Source organism: Streptomyces sp. MP131-18, from assembly GCF_001984575.1.
GTDB lineage: Bacteria > Actinomycetota > Actinomycetes > Streptomycetales > Streptomycetaceae > Streptomyces > Streptomyces johnsoniae.
This window is the reverse complement of the sequence record NZ_LZNS01000001.1, coordinates 3,263,874-3,283,104: the sequence shown is the minus strand read 5'-3', so window position 1 is coordinate 3,283,104 and position 19,231 is coordinate 3,263,874. Positions and strand designations below refer to the sequence as shown.

18 protein-coding genes and 1 pseudogene are annotated in these 19,231 nt (G+C 70.8%); 6 read left to right on the top strand and 13 right to left on the bottom strand.

Annotated elements, in window-relative coordinates; all coding sequences use genetic code 11:
• Window positions 1-4: 4 nt before the first annotated feature.
• The 3 genes from nuoL (at window position 5) to nuoN (ending at window position 5,195) form a co-directional block, all read left to right on the top strand.
• Window positions 5-1,900: an NADH-quinone oxidoreductase subunit L gene (nuoL, locus tag STBA_RS14590; protein WP_077059662.1), complete on the top strand. Its 1,896-nt coding sequence runs from the start codon at window positions 5-7 to the stop codon at window positions 1,898-1,900.
• Window positions 1,901-1,910: 10 nt separating this feature from the next.
• Complete coding sequence (locus STBA_RS14585) at window positions 1,911-3,524, top strand: NADH-quinone oxidoreductase subunit M (protein WP_077059661.1); 1,614 nt, start codon at window positions 1,911-1,913, stop codon at window positions 3,522-3,524.
• Window positions 3,525-3,587: 63 nt separating this feature from the next.
• Window positions 3,588-5,195, top strand: a complete 1,608-nt coding sequence (gene nuoN / locus STBA_RS14580) for an NADH-quinone oxidoreductase subunit NuoN (RefSeq protein ID WP_077059660.1) — start codon at window positions 3,588-3,590, stop codon at window positions 5,193-5,195.
• Window positions 5,196-5,278: 83 nt separating this feature from the next.
• Here the strand turns inward: nuoN and STBA_RS14575 are convergent, their stop codons facing one another.
• Window positions 5,279-5,881 (bottom strand): hypothetical protein, encoded by a 603-nt coding sequence (locus STBA_RS14575; protein ID WP_077059659.1) that lies wholly within the window; start codon window positions 5,879-5,881, stop codon window positions 5,279-5,281.
• A 118-nt stretch (window positions 5,882-5,999) separates the two neighbouring features.
• Window positions 6,000-6,146: a hypothetical protein gene (locus STBA_RS37785; RefSeq protein WP_171987710.1), complete on the bottom strand. Its 147-nt coding sequence runs from the start codon at window positions 6,144-6,146 to the stop codon at window positions 6,000-6,002.
• Window positions 6,147-6,323: 177 nt separating this feature from the next.
• Between STBA_RS37785 and STBA_RS14570 the strand changes: the two genes are divergently transcribed.
• The gene (locus tag STBA_RS14570; RefSeq protein WP_077059658.1) at window positions 6,324-7,334 is read left to right on the top strand and encodes a polyprenyl synthetase family protein; all 1,011 of its coding nucleotides are present in this window, start codon (window positions 6,324-6,326) and stop codon (window positions 7,332-7,334) included.
• A gap of 175 nt (window positions 7,335-7,509) precedes the next feature.
• Entirely contained in the window at window positions 7,510-8,394 is an 885-nt protein-coding gene (locus tag STBA_RS14565) for a sigma-E factor regulatory protein RseB domain-containing protein (protein WP_077059657.1), read from the top strand.
• A 78-nt stretch (window positions 8,395-8,472) separates the two neighbouring features.
• Here the strand turns inward: STBA_RS14565 and STBA_RS14560 are convergent, their stop codons facing one another.
• A complete protein-coding gene (locus STBA_RS14560) occupies window positions 8,473-8,928 on the bottom strand; it encodes a VOC family protein (protein ID WP_077059656.1) in 456 nt (151 codons plus the stop codon).
• Window positions 8,929-8,949: 21 nt separating this feature from the next.
• Here STBA_RS14560 and STBA_RS14555 point away from each other — a divergent pair, with 21 nt between their 5' ends.
• Window positions 8,950-9,552, top strand: a complete 603-nt coding sequence (locus tag STBA_RS14555) for a CGNR zinc finger domain-containing protein (RefSeq protein ID WP_077059655.1) — start codon at window positions 8,950-8,952, stop codon at window positions 9,550-9,552.
• A gap of 20 nt (window positions 9,553-9,572) precedes the next feature.
• Here the strand turns inward: STBA_RS14555 and STBA_RS14550 are convergent, their stop codons facing one another.
• From STBA_RS14550 to STBA_RS14505, 10 genes and pseudogenes are all read right to left on the bottom strand, one after another.
• Window positions 9,573-9,983: a four-helix bundle copper-binding protein gene (locus STBA_RS14550; RefSeq protein WP_077059654.1), complete on the bottom strand. Its 411-nt coding sequence runs from the start codon at window positions 9,981-9,983 to the stop codon at window positions 9,573-9,575.
• 93 nt (window positions 9,984-10,076) lie between these two features.
• Window positions 10,077-11,600 (bottom strand): MFS transporter, encoded by a 1,524-nt coding sequence (locus tag STBA_RS14545; protein ID WP_077059653.1) that lies wholly within the window; start codon window positions 11,598-11,600, stop codon window positions 10,077-10,079.
• Window positions 11,601-11,616: 16 nt separating this feature from the next.
• Window positions 11,617-12,174, bottom strand: coding sequence for a TetR/AcrR family transcriptional regulator (locus STBA_RS14540; RefSeq protein ID WP_079251921.1), 558 nt, complete (start codon window positions 12,172-12,174; stop codon window positions 11,617-11,619).
• Window positions 12,175-12,320: 146 nt separating this feature from the next.
• A complete protein-coding gene (locus tag STBA_RS14535; protein WP_077059652.1) occupies window positions 12,321-13,538 on the bottom strand; it encodes a Mov34/MPN/PAD-1 family protein in 1,218 nt (405 codons plus the stop codon).
• Window positions 13,538-13,954, bottom strand: a complete 417-nt coding sequence (locus tag STBA_RS14530; RefSeq protein ID WP_171987709.1) for a hypothetical protein — start codon at window positions 13,952-13,954, stop codon at window positions 13,538-13,540. Before STBA_RS14530 ends, STBA_RS14535 begins: the two co-directional genes overlap by 1 nt.
• A gap of 118 nt (window positions 13,955-14,072) precedes the next feature.
• Window positions 14,073-15,038, bottom strand: coding sequence for an EamA family transporter RarD (gene rarD, locus STBA_RS14525; protein ID WP_077059650.1), 966 nt, complete (start codon window positions 15,036-15,038; stop codon window positions 14,073-14,075).
• 87 nt (window positions 15,039-15,125) lie between these two features.
• Window positions 15,126-16,214, bottom strand: a complete 1,089-nt coding sequence (locus tag STBA_RS14520; protein WP_077059649.1) for a 2-oxoacid:ferredoxin oxidoreductase subunit beta — start codon at window positions 16,212-16,214, stop codon at window positions 15,126-15,128.
• Window positions 16,204-18,111, bottom strand: coding sequence for a 2-oxoacid:acceptor oxidoreductase subunit alpha (locus STBA_RS14515; protein ID WP_077059648.1), 1,908 nt, complete (start codon window positions 18,109-18,111; stop codon window positions 16,204-16,206). The genes STBA_RS14520 and STBA_RS14515 overlap by 11 nt, the downstream gene beginning before the upstream one ends.
• Before the next feature lie 193 nt (window positions 18,112-18,304).
• Window positions 18,305-18,964, bottom strand: coding sequence for a response regulator transcription factor (locus STBA_RS14510; RefSeq protein ID WP_077059647.1), 660 nt, complete (start codon window positions 18,962-18,964; stop codon window positions 18,305-18,307).
• Between the two features lie 41 nt (window positions 18,965-19,005).
• Window positions 19,006-19,231: pseudogene (locus STBA_RS14505) on the bottom strand (sensor histidine kinase); the annotation flags it as partial.

Here is a 19,231-nt window from a genome sequence, read left to right as displayed (position 1 = left end):
TCCAGTGGAGTCATTGATCGGACTGCTCGTCGGGGCGCCCTTGTTCGGCGCCGCCGTGCTGCTGTTGGGCGGGCGGCGCCTGGACCGTGTGGGGCACTGGCTGGCCACCGGGCTCGCCGCCGTGTCCTTCGTCCTGGCCGTGGTGCTCTTCTTCGACCTGCTGGAGAAGGAGGGCGAGGACCGCGCGCTGCACCAGCATCTGTTCAGCTGGGTGCCGGTCGCCGACTTCCAGGCGGACGTGGCGTTCCAGCTCGACCAGCTCTCGATGACCTTCGTGCTGCTGATCACGAGCGTGGGCACCCTGATCCACCTTTACTCGGTCGGCTACATGGAGCACGACGAGCGGCGGCGGCGCTTCTTCGCCTATCTGAATCTTTTCCTCGGGGCGATGCTGCTGCTCGTCCTCGCGGACAACTACCTGCTGCTGTACGTCGGCTGGGAGGGCGTGGGCCTCGCCTCGTTCCTGCTCATCGGCTTCTGGCAGCACAAGCCGACCGCGGCGACGGCGGCGAAGAAGGCGTTCGTCGTCAACCGCGTCGGTGACGTGGGCCTGGCCATTGCGATTCTGCTGATGTTCACCACGTTCGGCTCCTTCGCGTTCGAGCCGGTGCTCGGCAGCGCGACGGAGGCGAGCGAGGCGACGCTGACCGGCATCGGGCTGATGCTGCTGCTCGCCGCCTGCGGCAAGTCGGCGCAGGTGCCGCTCCAGTCCTGGCTGGGCGACGCGATGGAGGGCCCCACGCCGGTCTCGGCGCTGATCCACGCGGCCACGATGGTGACCGCGGGCGTGTACCTGATCACGCGCTCGGGGGCGATCTTCAACGCGGCGCCCGACGCGCAGACCGTCGTGGTCGTGGTCGGCGCGGTGACGCTGCTCTTCGGTGCGATCGTCGGTTGCGCGAAGGACGACATCAAGAAGGCCCTGGCCGGCTCGACGATGTCGCAGATCGGCTACATGATGCTGGCCACGGGCCTTGGCCCCATCGGCTACGTCTTCGCGATCATGCACCTGGTGACGCACGGCTTCTTCAAGGCGGGCCTCTTCCTCGGTGCCGGGTCGGTCATGCACGGCATGAACGACGAGGTGGACATGCGGCGTTACGGCGGCCTGCGGAAGCACATGCCGATCACGTTCGTCACGTTCGGCCTGGCCTATCTGGCCATCATCGGCTTCCCCTACCTCTCCGGCTTCTTCTCCAAGGACGAGATCATCTACGCCGGGTTCAGCAAGGGCGGGACCGAGGGCTGGATTCTCGGCGGCGTGATGCTGCTCGGCGCGGCGCTCACCGCGTACTACATGACGCGCATCATGCTGATGACGTTCTTCGGCGAGAAGCGCTGGCAGCCCGACGCGAACGGGCACGAGCCGCACCCGCACGAGTCGCCGCTCAGCATGACGATCCCGATGATCGTGCTGGCCTTCGGCTCGGTCTTCGCGGGCTTCCTGTTCGACTCGGGCGAGGCGTTCGTGCACTGGCTCGAGCCGGTCACCGGTCTTGAGCACGGCGATTCGCCGGTCAGCCACGGCACGGTCGGCCTGGCGGCCACCGGCGTGATGCTGCTCGGCGTCGCGGGCGCGTGGTGGCAGTATGGCCGCCGCCCGGTGCCCGCGGTGGCGCCGACCGGCGGGCTGCTGACCCGGGCCGCGCGGCGGGACCTGCTCCAGGACGACTTCAACCACGCGGCGTTCGTCACGCCGGGCAACTACCTCACCCGCGGCCTGGTCTACCTCGACCACAAGCTGGTGGACGGCGTGGTCAACGGCACGGCCGCCTCCTTCGGCGGGCTGTCCGGGCGGCTGCGGCGCATCCAGAACGGGTTCGCCCGCTCGTACGCGGTCTCCATGTTCGGCGGTGCCGCCCTGCTCGTCGCCGCGACCCTGCTGATGAGGGCGGTCTGAGAGGTCTGATATGTCTTTTCCCCTGCTGACGGCCACGGCCCTCACTCCCGCCATCGGCGCGATCGTCACCGCCGCGGTCCCCGCCGCGCGGCGGACCGCCGCCAAGTGGCTCGCGCTGCTGTTCTCCCTGGCCACGGCCGGGTTCGCGGCGGCGGTGCTGCTGCGGTTCGACACCGGTGACGGTGCCGACCGCTTCCAGCTGACCGAATCCCGCTCCTGGATCGAGGACTTCGGCGTCCGGTACGAACTGGGCGTCGACGGCATCGGCGTCGCGATGATCGCGCTGACGGCCGTGCTGATCCCGTTCCTGATCGGCGCCGGCTGGAACGACGCGGACCCCAAGGAGGGCCAGACCCCCGCGACGCGGTGGCGGCCCACCCAGGGCTTCTTCGCGCTGATCCTCGCGGTCGAGGCGATGGTCATTCTGTCCTTCGCCGCCACCGACGTGTTCCTCTTCTACATCTTCTTCGAAGCCATGCTGATCCCGATGTACTTCCTCATCGGCGGCTTCGGCGACCGGGCGGGGGAGCAGGGCGAGGAGGGGCAGGCCAGGCAGCGTTCCTACGCCGCGGTCAAGTTCCTCCTCTACAACCTGGCCGGTGGCCTGATCATGCTGGCGGCCGTCATCGGCCTGTACATCGCCACCGCGGACCAGCTCGACGCCGGGACGTTCTCGCTCCAGGCCATCCTGGACGCGCGGGCCTCCGGCGACCTGGAGCTGGCGACCGGCACCGAACGCTGGCTGTTCCTCGGCTTCTTCATCGCCTTCGCGATCAAGGCGCCGCTGTGGCCGGTGCACACCTGGCTGCCCAACGCCATGGGCGAGTCGACGGCGCCGGTGGCCGTGCTGATCACCGCCGTGGTCGACAAGGTCGGCACGTTCGCGATGCTCCGCTTCTGCCTCGGCCTGTTCCCCGAGGCCAGCGAGTGGGCGACGCCCGTGGTGATCACCCTGGCGCTGGTCAGCATCATCTACGGGGCGCTGCTCGCGCTCGGCCAGCGGGACATGAAGCGGCTGATCGCGTACGCGTCGGTCAGCCACTTCGGGTTCATCGTGCTGGGCATCTTCGCGATGACCAGCCAGGGCCAGGGCGGCGCGACGCTCTACATGATCAACCACGGCATCGCGACCGCGGCGCTGATGCTGGTGGCCGGCTTCCTCATCTCGCGCCGCGGCTCGCGCCTCATCGCCGACTACGGCGGCGTGCAGAAGACGGCGCCCATGCTCGCCGGCACGTTCCTCATCGGCGGCCTCGCGACTCTGTCGCTCCCGGGCACCGGGCCGTTCGTCAGTGAATTCCTGGTGCTGGTCGGCACGTTCAGCCGCTACGAGGTGGCCGGCATCATCGCCTGTAGCGGCATAGTGCTGGCGGCGCTGTACGTGCTGGTGCTCTACCAGCGGACCATGACGGGACCGCTGAAGGAAGGGCTGGAAAAGCTGCCGGACCTCAAGGTGCGGGAGCTGGCCGTGGTCGGGCCGCTGATCGGGCTGCTGCTGTTCCTCGGCGTCTACCCCAAGCCGCTCACCGACATCGTCAACCCGGCGGTGGAGCACACGCTCTCCGACGTCGAGCAGACCGATCCACAACCGCATGTTCCCGAAGTGGAGGCCACTCGTGAGTGACCGGGCGAGGGCCAACGGCCCGATCCGGCAACGGCGCGGCGGGGCGAACGAAGGAGTCGCAGCATGAACCCGGGGGAGCTCCAGGCTCCGGACATCGAGTGGGCTGCGCTCTCGCCGAGCCTGATCGTGTTCGGCGCGGCCATCATCGGCGTGCTGATCGAGGCGTTCGCGCCGCGCCGCTCCCGCTATCCGGCGGAGGTGTTCGTCGGGATCGCCGGCCTCGCCGGTGCGTTCGCCGCCGTCGTCGCGCTCGCCGCGGGCGGGCACGCCACGACGGAGGCGCAGGTCGCGGGCATGGGCTCGCTGGCCGTCGACGGTCCCGCGCTGTTCCTCCAGGGCCTCATCGTCCTGGTCGGTCTGGTGTCGGTGTTCCTGTTCGCCGAGCGCCGTCTCGAACCGGCCTTGCACGGCCAGGCGGTGGACTCCTTCGCCGCCCAGCCGGCGGCGGTGCCGGGCGGCAAGGCCGAGGCGGCGGCGGAGCGGGCCGGGCACACCACCACGGAGATCTTCCCGCTGCTGCTGTTCGCGATCGGCGGCATGCTGCTGTTCCCGATGGCCAACGACCTGCTGGTGCTGTTCATCGCCCTTGAGGTCCTGTCGCTGCCGCTGTACCTGCTGTGCGCGCTGGCGCGCCGCAAGCGGCTGCTGTCGCAGGAGGCGGCGCTCAAGTACTTCCTGCTGGGCGCGTTCGCCTCGGCGTTCCTCCTGTTCGGCATCGCGATGCTGTACGGGTACGCGGGCACGGTGTCCTACGCGGGCATCGCCGACGTCGTCAGCGGCGAGCCCGCGGCGGTGGACGCGGGGCTCGCCTCCACCATGGGGAACGACGCGCTGCTGCTGATCGGCGGCGCCATGGTGACGATGGGCCTGCTGTTCAAGGTCGGCGCCGTGCCGTTCCACATGTGGACGCCCGACGTCTACCAGGGCGCCCCGACGCCGGTGACCGGCTTCATGGCCGCGGCCACCAAGGTGGCCGCGTTCGGCGCGCTGCTGCGGCTGCTGTACGTGGTGCTGCCGGGACTGCGGTGGGACTGGGAGCCGGTGCTGTGGGGCGTCGCCATCGCCTCCATGGTGGCGGGCGCGGTGGTCGCGATCACGCAGACCGACGTGAAGCGGCTGCTGGCCTACTCCTCGATCGCGCACGCCGGGTTCATCCTGTCCGGCGTGGTCGCGGTCAGCGAGGACGGGGTGTCGTCCGTGCTGTTCTACCTGTCGGCCTACTCGTTCGTGACGCTCGGCGCGTTCGCCGTGGTGACGCTGGTGCGGGATGGCGACGGCGAGGCGACGCACCTGTCCAAGTGGGCGGGGCTCGGGCGGCGTTCGCCGCTGCTTGCGGCGGTCTTCGCGCTGTTCCTGCTGGCCTTCGCGGGGATTCCGCTGACGTCGGGCTTCGCCGGCAAGTTCGCGGTGTTCCGGGCGGCGGCGGACGCCGGGGCGATGGGCCTGGTGATCGTCGGTGTGCTCGCCTCGGCGATCGCGGCGTTCTTCTACGTGCGGGTGATCGTGCTGATGTTCTTCAGCGAGCCGAAGGCGGACGGCCCTTCCGTGGTCATCCCCAGCCCGCTGACGATGTCGGTGGTGGGGCTCGCCGCGGCCGTGACGGTGGTGCTCGGCATTGCGCCGCAGTTCTTCCTCGACCTGGCGAGCGACGCGGGCGTGTTCGTGCGCTGAGACCGGCCGGAACGACCGAAGGCCCGGCCCCCGTGTGGGGCCGGGCCTTCCGGTGTGCCTCCTGCTGGCGTGCGGTGTACGGCTCAGAGGCCGAAGTCCCCGAAGTCGGAGTCCTCCAGCGGCGGCATGGAGGGCATGTCCTCCATGTCTGGCATCTCCGGCATCTCGGGCATCTCGGGCATCTCGCCCAGGTCACCCATCGACTCGTAGGTCTGGGTGTTGCCCGAGGCCCAGCCGACGTTCAGCGTGCCGCCGTCGAGGCTGAGCATCGCCTCGGTGTCGGGGAACAGTTCGGACCCGAACTGCGTACACTCGACGGTCATCCGGCCGCCGGACACCTCGCCGTAGCAGACGTCGCCCTCGGCGTCGGTGCTCTCGACGAAGGTGACGCTTCCGCCCGTGATGGTCAGCGAACTCTCCATGGAGCCGCTGAGCATCCAGGTGCCTTCGAAGTCGGCGTCGCTGCTGGCCCCGCCGCCACCGCCGCCGGTGTCCCCGCCTTCTTCGGCCGGGGGCTGTTCGTCGCCGCCGTTCTCCCCGCCTTCTTCCCCCTGCTCCGGCTGGTTCTCGCCGGGGTTGCCGCCGGGGCTGAACGGGCTGCCGCTGTCGTCGTCGTCTCCGCAGCCGCTCAGCAGCAGCGCGGCCGCCGCAACCGCGGGTACGGCGAGCCGTATGGACCTGCGCATGGGTTCCCCTCGTATGTTGAACGTGTCCGGGCAGGTTATCTTGGCCGGTGGAGGGGTAGTCAGAGATGTTACGACCGTGTGGCATTCGCCGTCGGACTGATACGCGAACGGCTTTCGGTCAGGGCGGCCAGAAGCCGAAGTCTCCGAGGCCAAAGTCATAGATATCCGGCATATCCCCCTGGTTGACGAGCATCGATATGGAGGTTTCCTCCACGCCATCGCTCCAGGACGCGCGCAGGGTCTCCCCTTCGTGGACGCGCGTCACGTCGGCCGCCGGGACAGCGGGCGTTGATGTCCGCGCGGCGGGGGGCGCACCGGGCGCGGCCGCCCGGTCCCGCGTGCGCCGCAGCCGCGGTCCGGCACGGCTCACCCAGCGGCGGTGATCGACTCGCAACCGGCTACGCTGCCCGGTGACAACGCACTGGAGACAGGGAGAACGCTCGTGACCGTCGTGGGGCCCTTCGGGGTGAGCGTGCGGGACCAGGCCCTGGAAGCCGATGTCCAGGCCGGTCTCTCGGCTGTCGAGGCGGGGCTGCTGGAGGCCACCAAGAGCGATGTCCCCTTCATAACGGAGACGGCGCAACATCTCGTGCGGGCCGGGGGGAAGCGCTTCCGGCCGCTTTTGCAGCTGCTGGCCGCCCAGTTCGGCGATCCCTACGCGCCCGGGGTGGTGCCCGCCGCGGTGGTCGTCGAGCTGACGCACCTCGCCACTCTCTACCACGACGACATCATGGACGAGGCCGAGGTCAGGCGGGGCGTGCCGAGCGCGAACGCCCGCTGGAACAACTCGGTCGCGGTGCTGACCGGCGACTTCCTCTTCTCCCGCGCCTCGACGATAGTGGCCGATCTCGGCACGGACGCCGTGCGCATCCAGGCGGAGGCGTTCGAGCGCCTGGTGACCGGACAGATCCAGGAGACCGCGGGCCCGCGAGAGGGGGAGGACCCCATCGGGCACCACCTGGACGTGATCGCCGGGAAGACGGGCTCGCTGATCGCCGTCGCCGGCCGCATGGGCGCGCTGATGGCCGGCGCCCCGGAGCCGGTGGTCGACGTCCTCGCGCAGTACGGCGAACGCATCGGGATCGCGTTCCAGCTCGCCGACGACGTGCTCGACGTCGCGAGCGACGGCCAGGAGTCGGGCAAGACGCCGGGCACCGACCTGCGGGAGGGCGTGGCCACGCTGCCCGTGCTGCGGCTGCGGGAGATGACGGCCAAGGGCGGGTCCCCCGCGGACCAGGCGCTGTGCGAGCTGCTCGACGGCGACCTCACGGACGACGCCCGGCATGCGGAGGCGCTGGCGGGGCTGCGGGCCCACCCGGCGCTGCGGGCGGCCCGGCAGGACGCCCTCTCGTTCGCGGAGGAGGCGCGGCGGACGCTGGCGCCGCTGCCGGACACTCCGGCGAAGGAAGCGCTGGACGCGCTGTGCAACGTCGTGGCGGATCGTACGGCGTAGCGCGCGGGGCGTGAACCCTGCCTTCCGCGGGGTAGATCCCCTACGGGTTAGGGGCAGCTGCGCGGGGGTGCAGTCCTCCGCTGGTCGTAGACCGATGCCAACCGTCGGCGGATGCCGCGAAGCTCCCGGCCTGTTGCAATTGGTGGTGCTGAAAGCCGAGTGGAGGGGCATTTCGATGGCAAAGAACAGCACTATCCGCCGGGCGGCCGTGCCGGCCGCGGTGGTGGCCGGGGTCGCCGCGGTGGGGGCCGGTCTCTGGCCGGCGCTGGCGAGCGACGGGAGTCCCGACCTGCCGGACATCACGGCCGAGGAGCTGCTGGTGCGGATGGCGGAGGCGGACACGGCGCAGCTCTCCGGCACGGTGCGGGTGGACGCCGATCTCGGCATCCCGGACTTCGGCGGGATGCTCGACGGCGTGTTGAGCGGGATCGAGGGCCCGGCGGGACGGCTGGCCGGCCTCGCCACCGGGGACAGCACGCTGCGGGTCGCGATGGACGGCCCCGAGCGCCAGCGCCTGGCCGTGGTGAACGGCTCGGACGAGTTCGCCGTGATCCACAATGGTGACCGGCTGTGGGCCTACGACTCCGCGGACAACACCGTGTACGAGGCCGAGGTGCCCGCCGAGGCGGCGGAGGAGCTGCCGGACGGGCCGGCCGGGGAGTGGTCGGGCGGGCTGACGCCGCAGGACGCGGCCGCGCGGCTGCTCGACGCGGCCGGGGAGCACGCGGACATCTCCGTGGACGGCACGGCCCGGGTCGCGGGCCGCGACGCCTACCAGCTGGTGGTGGAGCCGAAGGATACGGAGAGCGGGCTGACGTCGGTGCGTATCTCGGTGGACGGGGAGACGGGCGTGCCGCTCGCCGTCACCGCCGACCGCGGCGACGGCCAGGCCCTGGACGTGTCCTTCTCGCAGATCGACTACACGCAGCCCGCGGGCGGCGTCTTCGACTTCACGCCGCCGAGCGACGCGGAGATCGTGGAGGTCAACCCGGAGGACCCGTTCGCGGCACTGGGCGGTCTCGAAGGGCTGGAGGGGCTGCTGCCCGACGCGGCGCGCTGACGGCGCCGGGCGCGGGGCGGGAGCGGCCCGCCGCGCGCCCTCCTCGCGTGGGGCCCGTGAGGGCGGGCGTCGATGTTGTCAGCTCGCGCAGAACTCATTGCCCTCCGGGTCCCGCATCTGCCACCAGTGGCCCGCGGGGCCCTGGTCCTCCTCGCGCACGCGCGTGGCGCCGAGCCCTTCGAGGCGCGCCACCAGCTCGTCCAGACCGGTGCCCTGCGGGCGGTGGACATCGATGTGCAGCCGGTTCTTCACCGTCTTGCCCTCGGGCACGTCCTGGAACAGCAGCCTGCGCCCGTGGCCGACGCCGCTGACCTCGTCGAACGGGTCCTCTGGGTGCCGGACGCCCGCGTAGCCGCGGAAGATCCGGTGTCCGCCGTGCTCGGTGACCGCCTCCTCGCCGATGTGCCCGGCGGCAAGCAGCCGTTCGATGAGCGCGCTCGGGTCCTCCACCTCGTACTCCAGGGCCGCGGCCCAGAAGTCCGCGATCGCCGGGGCGTTCCTGCTGTCGATGACCAGTTTCCACTCAAGCGTCATGTAACCAGTTATATTAGTTACATGGCTTTGGATGCAACGTCCCCCGGACTGGTGTTGCGGTCGTTCTCCGGCACGACGTACCGGTTCGACCCCGGGGCGCTGTGCCTGGAGCTGCTGGTCACGGGCGGCCCCGGCGCGTTCGCCGGGTACGAGGTCCTGCACGGGCCCGCCGATCTGGCCGACTGGGCGGCCCGTTCGCGCCTCGATCCGACGCCCCGCGTCGAGGTGTCCCGGGAGGAGACGGCGGCGGCCAGACGGACGCGGGACGCGCTCTGGCGGCTGGTGCTGGCGCACGTCGGCGGCGAGCCGCCGCCACCGGACGATGTCGCCGCGCTCAACGCGGCGGCGGCCAGGACCCCGCTGGCCCCCGCCATCGGCGCGGACGGCGGCCCGGCCTGGGCCGGGGCCGCGACCGGCACGGCGCTGCTCGCCACCGTCGCCCGCGACGCGGTGCGGCTCCTGACCGGCCCGTACCGGGACCGGGTGCGGATGTGCGCGGGCGAGCGCTGCCACCTGGTCTACGTGGACACCTCACGGCCCGGCCGCCGTCGCTGGTGCTCGATGGAGCACTGCGGAAACATCCACAAGGTCCGTGCCCTGCGCGCCCGCAGGGAGTCGGGCTGACGCGCCTGCGGCGGCGGGCCTCAGCCGAGCGTGGCCAGCAGGTCGTTGCACGCCTGCTCGCAGCGGCGGCACGCCTCCGCGCACACCCGGCAGTGCTCGTGCGTCCCCGCGTGCCGGCCGCACTCGTCGGCGCAGGCGGCGCAGACGGTGGCGCACGCCTGGAGCTGTGCGCGGGTGATGTTCGCGTCGTAGCCGGTGTGGCGGGACAGCACGCGGCCGGTGGTCTCGCAGATGTCCGCGCAGTCCAGGTCGGTCCTGATGCACTTGGCAAGATCCGCGACCTCGGCCTCGGACAGGCAGGCGTCCGCGCATGCGGTACACGCCTGCGCGCAGGCCGCGCACTCCTCGATGCAGCGGATCAGCCGCTCACGGTCCACCCGGCCGAGGTCGGCGGGGTAGGTGGCCAGCATGTCGTCGATTGCCATGGTCATCGCGTGCTCCAGCAGGTCGGAACGTGACTCGTCCCCGCCCGGGTAACCGGTGGGCGGGGACGAGAAACAGCCCGGGGACGGCCGGCGACCTGGTCACATGTGCACGGTCGGCATCCCGTCCTCGCGGCCCGCCCCGGTCGCGCCGCGGCGGTAGAGGAGGACGGAGATCACCACGCCCGCTGCGAAGAACGCGGCCGACCACCAGTACGCCGTCGCGTAGCTCTCCAGGCTGGCCTGCGCCCGCACCGCGGGGTCCCGCGGGTCCTTGCCGGCCAGGTAGTCGGTGGCGGCACTCGCGGCCAAAGTGTTCAGCACGGCCGTGCCGATGGAACCGCCGATCTGCTGCATGGTGTTGACCGTGGCGGAGGCCACCCCGGCGTCCTCCGCGGCGACCCCGGCGGTCGCCAGGTTCATCGCGGGGGCGACGATCGCGCCCAGGCCGAGGCCGGCGACGATCAGCGGCGGCATCACGTCGGCCGCGAAGGAACTGTCCAGGTCGAGCGTGGTCAGCCAGGCCAGGCCCGCGGCCGAGAGCGCCATGCCCGCCGTCACGATGGGCCGCCCACCGAAGCGCGGCAGCAGCGTGGTGGTCGCGAGCGTGGCGGTGATCATCAGCCCGCCGATCATGGGCAGGAACGCCAGGCCGGTCTCGACCGGCGTGTACCCCAGCGAGGCCTGGAGGTAGTAGGTGACGAACAGGAAGAGGCCGAACATGCCCGCGCCGCTGATCAGCACGGCGGCGAACGAGGCGCCCCGGTTCCGGTGGAGCAGCACGCGCAGCGGCAGCAGCGGGTGCGCGCTGCGCGTCTGCCACCAGCCGAACGCGGCGATCAGGACGGTGCCGGCGATCAGGAAGCCCCAGGTGGCCACGTGGTCCCAGTCGTTCGACTCGGCGTTGGCGAAGCCGTAGACGATGCTGAACAGACCGGCGGAGACCAGGAGGGTGCCGGGCACGTCCAGGACGACGTGCCGGTTGCGCGCGGAGCGGACCATCAGGATCAGGCCGCCGACGAAGGCGATGGCGGCGAAGATCAGGTTGACGTAGAGCGTCCAGCGCCAGTCCAGGTACTCGGTGAGCACGCCGCCGAGCAGCAGCCCGATGGCGCCGCCCGCACCGGCGATGGCCCCGTACACGCTGAACGCCTTGGCGCGCTCCTTGGTGTCGGTGAACGTAATGGTCAGGAGCGACAGCGCGGCCGGCGCGAGCAGCGCGCCGAAGACGCCCTGGAGGGCGCGCGCCGTCACCAGGATCTCGAAGTTGGCGGCGGCGCCGCCGAGCGCCGAGGCCGCGGCGAACCCGACCGCGCCGACGAGAAAGACGATCTTGCGGCCGAACAGGTCGGCGATCCGGCCGCCGAGGAGCAGCAGGCTGCCGAACGCCAGCGCGTAGGCGGTGATCACCCACTGCCGGTCGCCGTCGGAGAAGCCGAGGTCCTGCTGGGCCGAGGGCAGGGCAATGTTCACGATGGTGGCGTCGAGCACCACCATCAGCTGGGCTGTCCCGATGACGGCCAGGACCCACCAGCGGCGGGCGTGCGCACGTGCGGCTGCGGCCGATCCCCCCGGGGGGACATCGGGTGCGTCGGGAACTTCGGCGGTGGTCTGAGAGTGAGACATGTTCGTCTGGCTCCGGTCAACTGTGTAGCAGTGCAGGAAGCAGTGCACTGTCGAGGTAACGGATCAGGTAGTCCGCGTCCGCGAACTCGTCCTCGATCAGCGGGCGGGTCAGCACGGCGGCCAGGACCATCTGCGGGAGAAAGTCCATCGCGGCCGGCCGGCCGGTCAGCTCGCCGCGCTCTATGGCGCGATCGATGAAGATGGTGAACTCCGCGATCTCCGGCTCCACCAGGGTCTCTCGAAGCGCCCGGGCTAGCTCCGGGGCGTCGAGCGTGGCCCTGGCAAGGCCGGCGATGAGGGCGGTGTCCTGCTGCGCCTGCTCCGAGGCGCGCACGAAGAGGTCGTGCAGATCTCCACGCAACGAGCCGGTGTCCACGCCATCTATCCGGGTGGGACGGTGGGCGTGCAGGGCTGCCGCCACCAGCCGGGGTTTGCTGTGCCACTGCCGGTACAGCGTGGCCTTGCCGCACCGTGCCCTGGCGGCGATCGCATCCATCGTCAGTGCTTCGTAACCGGTCTCCCGCAGCACGTCCACGACCGTGGCGAGGACCTCGGCCTCACGCTCCTCGGTCATGCGGGGGCGGCGGATCGAAGGCGCGTCTGACGTGGAAATGACGAACTCCCGGCATAGATGGAACGGAACTGTCTCGTTCCAAAATGTACTCCGGGTCCCCGATGAAACGCAAACGTTCCATCCCCGTGGGCCTGTCAGGACCGCGGTTACGAGGGCAGCACGTGGATGGCTTCCTCCATGATCCGGGTGTCCGAGATCCGGTGGGAGCGCAGCTCGACGCTGTCCGGCTCCGGGATGGCGACGATGACGAGATGGCGGCCGGTGCGTTGCTCGTCCAGGAAGGCGATGTCCAGCCTCGACAAGTAGGCGCCCGGCTCCGGGCGGGAGTGATAAACGACGATGATGTCCTCGCCGGTCCTCTCGATGCTGCGATACGCCCGGAACGACTCCTGGATGTCGAATTCCCACGTCGTCTCGGGCGTGGGCGAACTGTTGGTGATCCGAATGAGCCGCTCCGGGCGGTCGGAACCGTCCGGGCCCACCACCATCCCGCAGGCTTGGCGAGGGTAGTCCTCCCGGGCGTGCGCGATGATCTCGTCGCGGATGGCCCGGCTGATCGTCAGCACGGAACGGCTGGCCGGCCCGCTCGGCGGTGCGGCGTGCGGAGGCTGGTGCAGCACGACATTCCGCGGGGTCCAGGACCGGTTGCGGCCGAGGGCGAGGTTCTTGGCCGTGTTCCGGAACGCCCCCTGGGGCGCCGGGCGCCCTTTCGCACGCAGTCCGCGCCGCATGCTGTTGAACAGGGTCTCGACGTCGAGCAGTTCGGGACCGCCAGGTATGCCCCGGGACAGCAGCTCGACGATTTCTCCGGTGAACGCGGTATGCGTCTCGCCCGGCGGCGCGGCAGCCACGCGGTTCTCGTGGGCGGCGGCGAGCACGGCCGTTCCCTCCGCGGCGGTGATGGCGGTTATCCGGTCCTCGTCCGCCATGCTGTTCAACGCGCGTCCGCTGAAGCAGCAGTCGAGAAGGACCAGACGCCTCTCCGGGCCCCGTGGCAGGGTGCGGCGGACCCATTCGTACGGAGTCGCGGTCGCGTGGACCCGGTCGGCGTCGGTGCCGTACCAGCTGAGATGCAGGGTCCCGTCGTACTCGTCGATCAGGCCGTGCCCGGCGAAGTAGACGATCAACGTGTCGGTCGCCTCGGCCGCGGCCGAGGCGATGGCCCGGTCCATCTCGTCCGGGGAGACCTGGCCGTCCAGGACCGCGCAGTGCTCCGCGGGCAGTCCGAGCAGGTCCGGCGCGGTGAACAGCGTGTACAGGGCGGACAGGTTGTTGGTCACGCCGGGAAGGTCGGGAAGCAGCTCGTACTGACTGACGCCGATGAGCACGGCACGGGTGCCGGCCGGGTCCGGGAGCCGGGCCATCAGTCGGCGCTGGGCAGTGCGGGGCCGGGGCCCCGGTCTTCCTGTTCGGAGCGCAGCACGGTCTCGATCAGGGCCGGCGCGTCGCGTACCCGCTGAGCGTTGACCGAGACGTGCCTGCCGTCTTCGGTCCTGATCTCGATCCGCACATCGGATCGGCGCTGCCGGAGCCACCCGGACAGCGAGCCCGCGAGTACCGTGACGGCACCTCCGGTGCCAAGCGCCACCGTCAGGGTGTCCGAAAGCAGCCCCATCTGGCCGGTACCGACCGGGAGTCGCTCGACGTCACTCATGCCGCGCAGTTCGGTTTCGGACTCCAGCCACCGCCGGAGGGACTCCAGCTCACGTGCCACGTCCTGGCCTGCCGCAATGCGAATCCGGAACTGCATGCCTTCTGCCCCCCTGCTCTCCCCGGCCACAGTCTCCCGCCTGATGGTGCCATAGTCCGCGGTCGCCGCGCTTCGGGCCGGGCCGCCCGGTCCCTGCCGCCCACCCGGCAGGGACGGGGGCTGCCGCCGCCCTCCCCGGAGCCGGGGTTCAGTCGGTGGTGAGGGCCGGGCGCGGCCCGTGCTCGGCGGGGGCGGCGGGCGTGTGGCGGGCCACCGTGCGCCGCCCGCGGCGGGCGTTCCGCAGCGCGTCCCAGGTCAGCAGGCACAGCGCGGTCCACACCAGCAGGAAGCCGGCCCACCGCTCGGGCGGCATCTCCTCGCCGAAGACGAGCAGTCCCAGCAGGAACATCGTCGTCGGCGCGATGTACTGGAGCAGCCCGATGGTGGACAGCGGCGCGCGGACGGTCGCGGCGCCGAAAAAGATCAGCGGCAGCGCGGTCGCGATGCCGCTGCCCACCAGCAGCAGCGCGTGGCCGGAGCCCTCCGTGGTGAACGTTCCCTCGCCGCGCGCGCCGAGCACCACCAGGAAGCCGAGGGCGGGCAGGAACTGGAGCGCGGAGTCGGCGGTGAATCCCTGGAGGCCGTCGAGGCCGGTCTTCTTCTTGGTCAGGCCGTACAGCGCGAAGCTCACGCTGAGGGCCAGCGAGATCCACGGAATCTGGCCGTAGGCGACGCTCATGACCACCACGGCACAGGCGCCGATGCCGACGGCGATCCACTGGATGCGGCGCAGGCGCTCGCCGAGCAGCACCACGCCCATGGCGATGGTGAGGAGCGGGTTGATGAAGTAGCCGAGCGACGCCTCCAGGACGCGGTCCTCGGCGACGGCCCAGATGAACAGATACCAGTTGAGCGATATCAGCGTGGCGGAGACGACCAGCAGGGCCAGCTGCGCGGGGTTGCGCAGCAGCGGCCGTATCCAGGACCAGCTACGGGCCAGCAGCAGGAGCAGCACGGCCGTCGGCAGCGACCACACCATGCGGTGGGCCAGCACCTCGCTGGCGCCGGTGGACGCCAGCAGGTCCCAGTACAGCGGCAGCAGGCCCCACAGGCCGAAGGCCGCGAGTCCGTAAGCCAGCCCCGAACGCCCGGCCGGGCCCCTGCCTGCTGCCACGACTTCCTCCCGCTACCGCTGCGACGACCTGATGAACGTAACGTCGGGCGGGCGGTTTGTCATTTCCGTTTCTGCGTTACGGTCCTGTCAGCCGACGACCGTCCAGGTGTCGCCGCCCGCCAGCAGCGCCGCCAGGTCCCCCTTGCCGCGCTGCTCCACCGCCTGCTCCAGCTGGTCGGCCATCAGGTCGTCGTACGCGGGCCGCGGCACGTTGCGCAGCACGCCGATCGGCGTGCGGTGGAGCGTGTGCGGGTCCGCCAGCCGGGACAGCGCAAACGCCGTGGTCGGGGACGGCGCGTGCGCGTCGTGCACCAGGACTCCCTCGGTGCCCTCGGCGGCGACGTCGATCACCTTCAGATCGCCGGTCGCCGGGTCGCGGACCACGCCCTTGCCGCCGAGGCCGTCCTCGGCCGGCGCGCCGAAGCGGATCGGCTCGCCGTGCTCCAGGCGGATCACGGCCTCCTGCGCCTGCTGCTTGTCCTTCAGCGCCTCGAACGCCCCGTCGTTGAAGATATTGCAGTTCTGGTAGATCTCCACCAGGGCCGAGCCCCGGTGGTCAGCCGCCTCGCGCAGCACGCCCGTGAGGTGCTTGCGGTCGGAGTCGATCGTGCGGGCCACGAAAGACGCCTCCGCGCCCAGCGCGAGCGACAGCGGGTTGAACGGGGTGTCCAGGGAGCCCATCGGCGTGGATTTGGTGATCTTGCCGGGCTCCGAAGTGGGCGAGTACTGGCCCTTGGTGAGGCCGTAGATCCGGTTGTTGAACAGCAGGATCTTCAGGTTCACGTTGCGGCGCAGGGCGTGGATCAGGTGGTTGCCGCCGATGGACAGCGCGTCCCCGTCGCCGGTGACGACCCACACCGACAGGTCGCGGCGGGCGGTGGCCAGACCGGTCGCGATGGCCGGGGCGCGGCCGTGGATGGAGTGCATCCCGTACGTGTTCATGTAGTACGGGAACCGGGAGGAGCAGCCGATGCCGGAGACGAAGACGATGTTCTCCTTGGCGAGGCCGAGCTCAGGCATGAAGCCCTGGACGGCGGCCAGTACGGCGTAGTCGCCGCAGCCGGGGCACCAGCGGACCTCCTGGTCCGACTTGAAGTCCTTCGCGGTCTGGCGCTTGTCGGCGGTGGGGACGAGTGCCAGAGCGGTGCGGGGTGAAACGGGCGCCTCAGTGGACATCGTCGAGAGCCTCCTTGAAAGCGGACGCGAGCTGCTCGGCCTTGAAGGGCAGCCCGGTCACCTGAGTGATGGACCGCACGTCCACCAGGTACTTCGCACGCAGCAGGGTGGCGAGCTGGCCCAGGTTCATCTCGGGGAGTACCACCCGGTCGTAGGCCCGCAGCACGTCGCCGAGGTTGGCGGGGAACGGGTTGAGGCTGCGCACGTGGGTCTGCGCGATGTGCCCCCCGGCCCGCCGGATGCGGCGGACGGCCGCCGTGATCGGCCCGTACGTCGAACCCCAGCCGAGCACCAGCACCTTGGCGCCCTCGCCGGGGGCGCCGGACGGGTCGTCGACCACCACGTCCGGCACCGCGATGCCGTCGGTCTTCGCCTGCCGGGTGCGGACCATGTGGTCGTGGTTGGCCGGGTCGTAGGAGATGTTGCCCGTGCCGTCCTGCTTCTCGATGCCGCCGATGCGGTGTTCGAGACCGGGCGTGCCGGGCACGGCCCAGGGGCGGGCCAGGGTCGCCGAGTCGCGCTTGTACGGCCAGAACACCTCGGTGCCGTCGTCCAGCGTGTGATTCGCCCCGGTCGCGAACTGCACGCGCAGGTCCGGCAGTTCGTCCGCGTCCGGGATGCGCCACGGCTCGGAGCCGTTGGCCAGGTAGCCGTCGGAGAGCAGGAAGACCGGCGTGCGGTACGTCAGCGCGATGCGCGCCGCGTCCAGGGCCGCGGTGAAGCACTCGGCGGGCGTCGACGGGGCGACGATCGGCACCGGCGCCTCGCCGTTGCGCCCGTACATCGCCTGGAGCAGGTCGGCCTGCTCGGTCTTCGTCGGCAGGCCCGTGGAGGGCCCGCCGCGCTGGATGTCGATGATCAGCAGCGGCAGTTCGAGCGAGACCGCGAGCCCGATCGTCTCGGACTTCAGCGCGACGCCGGGGCCCGAGGTCGTGGTCACCCCGAGCGCGCCGCCGAACGCCGCGCCCAGCGCGGCCCCGATGCCGGCGATCTCGTCCTCGGCCTGGAAGGTGCGCACCCCGAAGTTCTTGTGGCGGGACAGCTCGTGCAGCACGTCGGAGGCCGGCGTGATCGGGTACGAGCCGAGGTAGAGCGGCAGGTCGGCGCACCGGGAGGCGGCGATCAGGCCGTAGGCGAGCGCCAGGTTCCCCGAGATGTTCCGGTAGGTGCCGGCGGGGAACGCGGTGGCCGCGGGCAGGACCTCGTAGGAGACGGCGAAGTCCTCGGTCGTCTCGCCGAAGTTCCACCCGGCGCGGAAGGCCGTGATGTTGGCCTCGGCGATCTCAGGGCGCTTGGCGAACTTCCGGCGCAGGAACGTCTCCGTGCCCTCCGTGGGCCGGTGGTACATCCACGACAGCAGGCCGAGCGCGAACATGTTCTTGGAGCGGCCCGCCTCCTTGCGCGTCAGGTCGAAGCCCTTCAGGGCCTCCACCGTCAGCGTCGTCAGGGGCACGCGGTGCACGCGGTAGCCGTCGAGGGAGCCGTCCTCCAGCGGGTTCCCCGCGTAGCCGACCTTTGTCAGGGCCCGCGAGGTGAACTCATCGGTGTTGACGATGATCTCCGCGCCGCGCGGCACGTCCGGCACGTTGGCCTTGAGGGCCGCCGGGTTCATCGCGACCAGCACGTCCGGGGCGTCGCCCGGGGTGAGGATGTCGTGGTCGGCGAAGTGCACCTGGAAGGAGGAGACGCCCGGCAGGGTGCCGGCCGGGGCGCGGATTTCGGCCGGAAAGTTCGGCAGCGTGGACAGATCATTACCCAGGGAAGCGGTCTCCGAGGTGAAACGGTCCCCGGTCAGCTGCATTCCGTCCCCGGAATCCCCCGCGAAGCGGATGATCACCCGGTCCAGACGCCTGACGTCCTTATTGTCCTGGCTCGCCTGGTCGACCTCAGTGGTCACTGCTGTAGCCCTCCTTCGAGGCGGCTCTTGTCAGCCATGGTACGCGGGTAAGGGTGACCTTCCCGGCGGTGATCACATCATGGACGCGGGTAGCCCCGGGTCACCGTCCCGTACCGTGCTCGAAGCTTCCTGAAGCCCCCCTAAAGATTCGCCCGTGTCCCGCGCGATCCCCGCTCCAGCGTGTCAGCAGCGCCTAGGAATTGAGATAGGTGAGAACCGCCAGAACGCGCCGGTGATCTGTGTCACTCTGCGCCAAGCCCAGCTTCATAAAGATGTTGCTGACGTGTTTTTCGACCGCGCCGTGGCTGACGACGAGTTGCTGCGCGACGGCCGAGTTCGTGCGTCCCTCGGCCATAAGTCCTAGGACTTCCCTTTCCCGCGGCGTGAGCCCGGCAAGGACGTCCTGTTTACGACTGCGGCCGAGCAGCTGCGCGACGACCTCGGGGTCGAGCGCCGTGCCGCCCGCCGCCACGCGCGTCACCGCCTCGACGAACTCGCTGACGTCGGCGACCCGGTCCTTCAGCAGATAGCCGACCCCACGGCTCGACCCGGCGATCAGCTCCGTCGCGTACTGCTCCTCCACGTACTGCGAGAGGACCAGGACCCCGAGGTCCGGGTAGCGCTGCCGCAGCCGCACGGCCGCCCGCACCCCCTCGTCGGTGTGCGTCGGCGGCATCCGGACGTCCGCCACCACCACATCGGGTGCCGCGCCCGCGTCCGCCAGCTCGCGCACCGCCGCGAACAGCGCCTCCCCGTCGCCCACCCCGGCCACGACCTCGTGCCCCCGGTCGTTCAGGAGCCGGGTCAGCCCCTCCCGCAGCAGCACCGAATCCTCGGCGATGACTACCCGCACGTCCTACTCCCCGTTCGCGTTGGCAAGGTGCTGGAAGGATCTCACCTCGCGGCGGCGCGGGACCCCGCCCGGTCGCGCCAGGGCAGTTCTGCGTTGACGGTGGTGGGTCCGCCGGTGGGGGAGGTGACGGCGAGGAGGCCGTCGACGGCGGCGAGGCGTTCGGCGAGGCCGGCAAGGCCGGAGCCGGTGGTGGGGTCGGCGCCGCCGCGGCCGTCGTCGGTGACCTGGATCATCAGGCGCTCGCCTGCGCGCCACACGTCGACGCTC

Coding starts and splice junctions, on each gene's coding strand:
- STBA_RS14585 (WP_077059661.1), top strand. CDS start 1,911: ATGTCTTTTCCCCTGCTGACGGCCACGGCCCTCACTCCCGCCATCGGC.
- nuoN (WP_077059660.1), top strand. CDS start 3,588: ATGAACCCGGGGGAGCTCCAGGCTCCGGACATCGAGTGGGCTGCGCTC.
- STBA_RS14575 (WP_077059659.1), bottom strand. CDS start 5,881: ATGCGCAGGTCCATACGGCTCGCCGTACCCGCGGTTGCGGCGGCCGCG.
- STBA_RS14565 (WP_077059657.1), top strand. CDS start 7,510: ATGGCAAAGAACAGCACTATCCGCCGGGCGGCCGTGCCGGCCGCGGTG.
- STBA_RS14560 (WP_077059656.1), bottom strand. CDS start 8,928: ATGACGCTTGAGTGGAAACTGGTCATCGACAGCAGGAACGCCCCGGCG.
- STBA_RS14555 (WP_077059655.1), top strand. CDS start 8,950: ATGGCTTTGGATGCAACGTCCCCCGGACTGGTGTTGCGGTCGTTCTCC.
- STBA_RS14550 (WP_077059654.1), bottom strand. CDS start 9,983: ATGACCATGGCAATCGACGACATGCTGGCCACCTACCCCGCCGACCTC.
- STBA_RS14545 (WP_077059653.1), bottom strand. CDS start 11,600: ATGTCTCACTCTCAGACCACCGCCGAAGTTCCCGACGCACCCGATGTC.
- STBA_RS14540 (WP_079251921.1), bottom strand. CDS start 12,174: ATGACCGAGGAGCGTGAGGCCGAGGTCCTCGCCACGGTCGTGGACGTG.
- STBA_RS14535 (WP_077059652.1), bottom strand. CDS start 13,538: ATGGCCCGGCTCCCGGACCCGGCCGGCACCCGTGCCGTGCTCATCGGC.
- STBA_RS14520 (WP_077059649.1), bottom strand. CDS start 16,214: ATGTCCACTGAGGCGCCCGTTTCACCCCGCACCGCTCTGGCACTCGTC.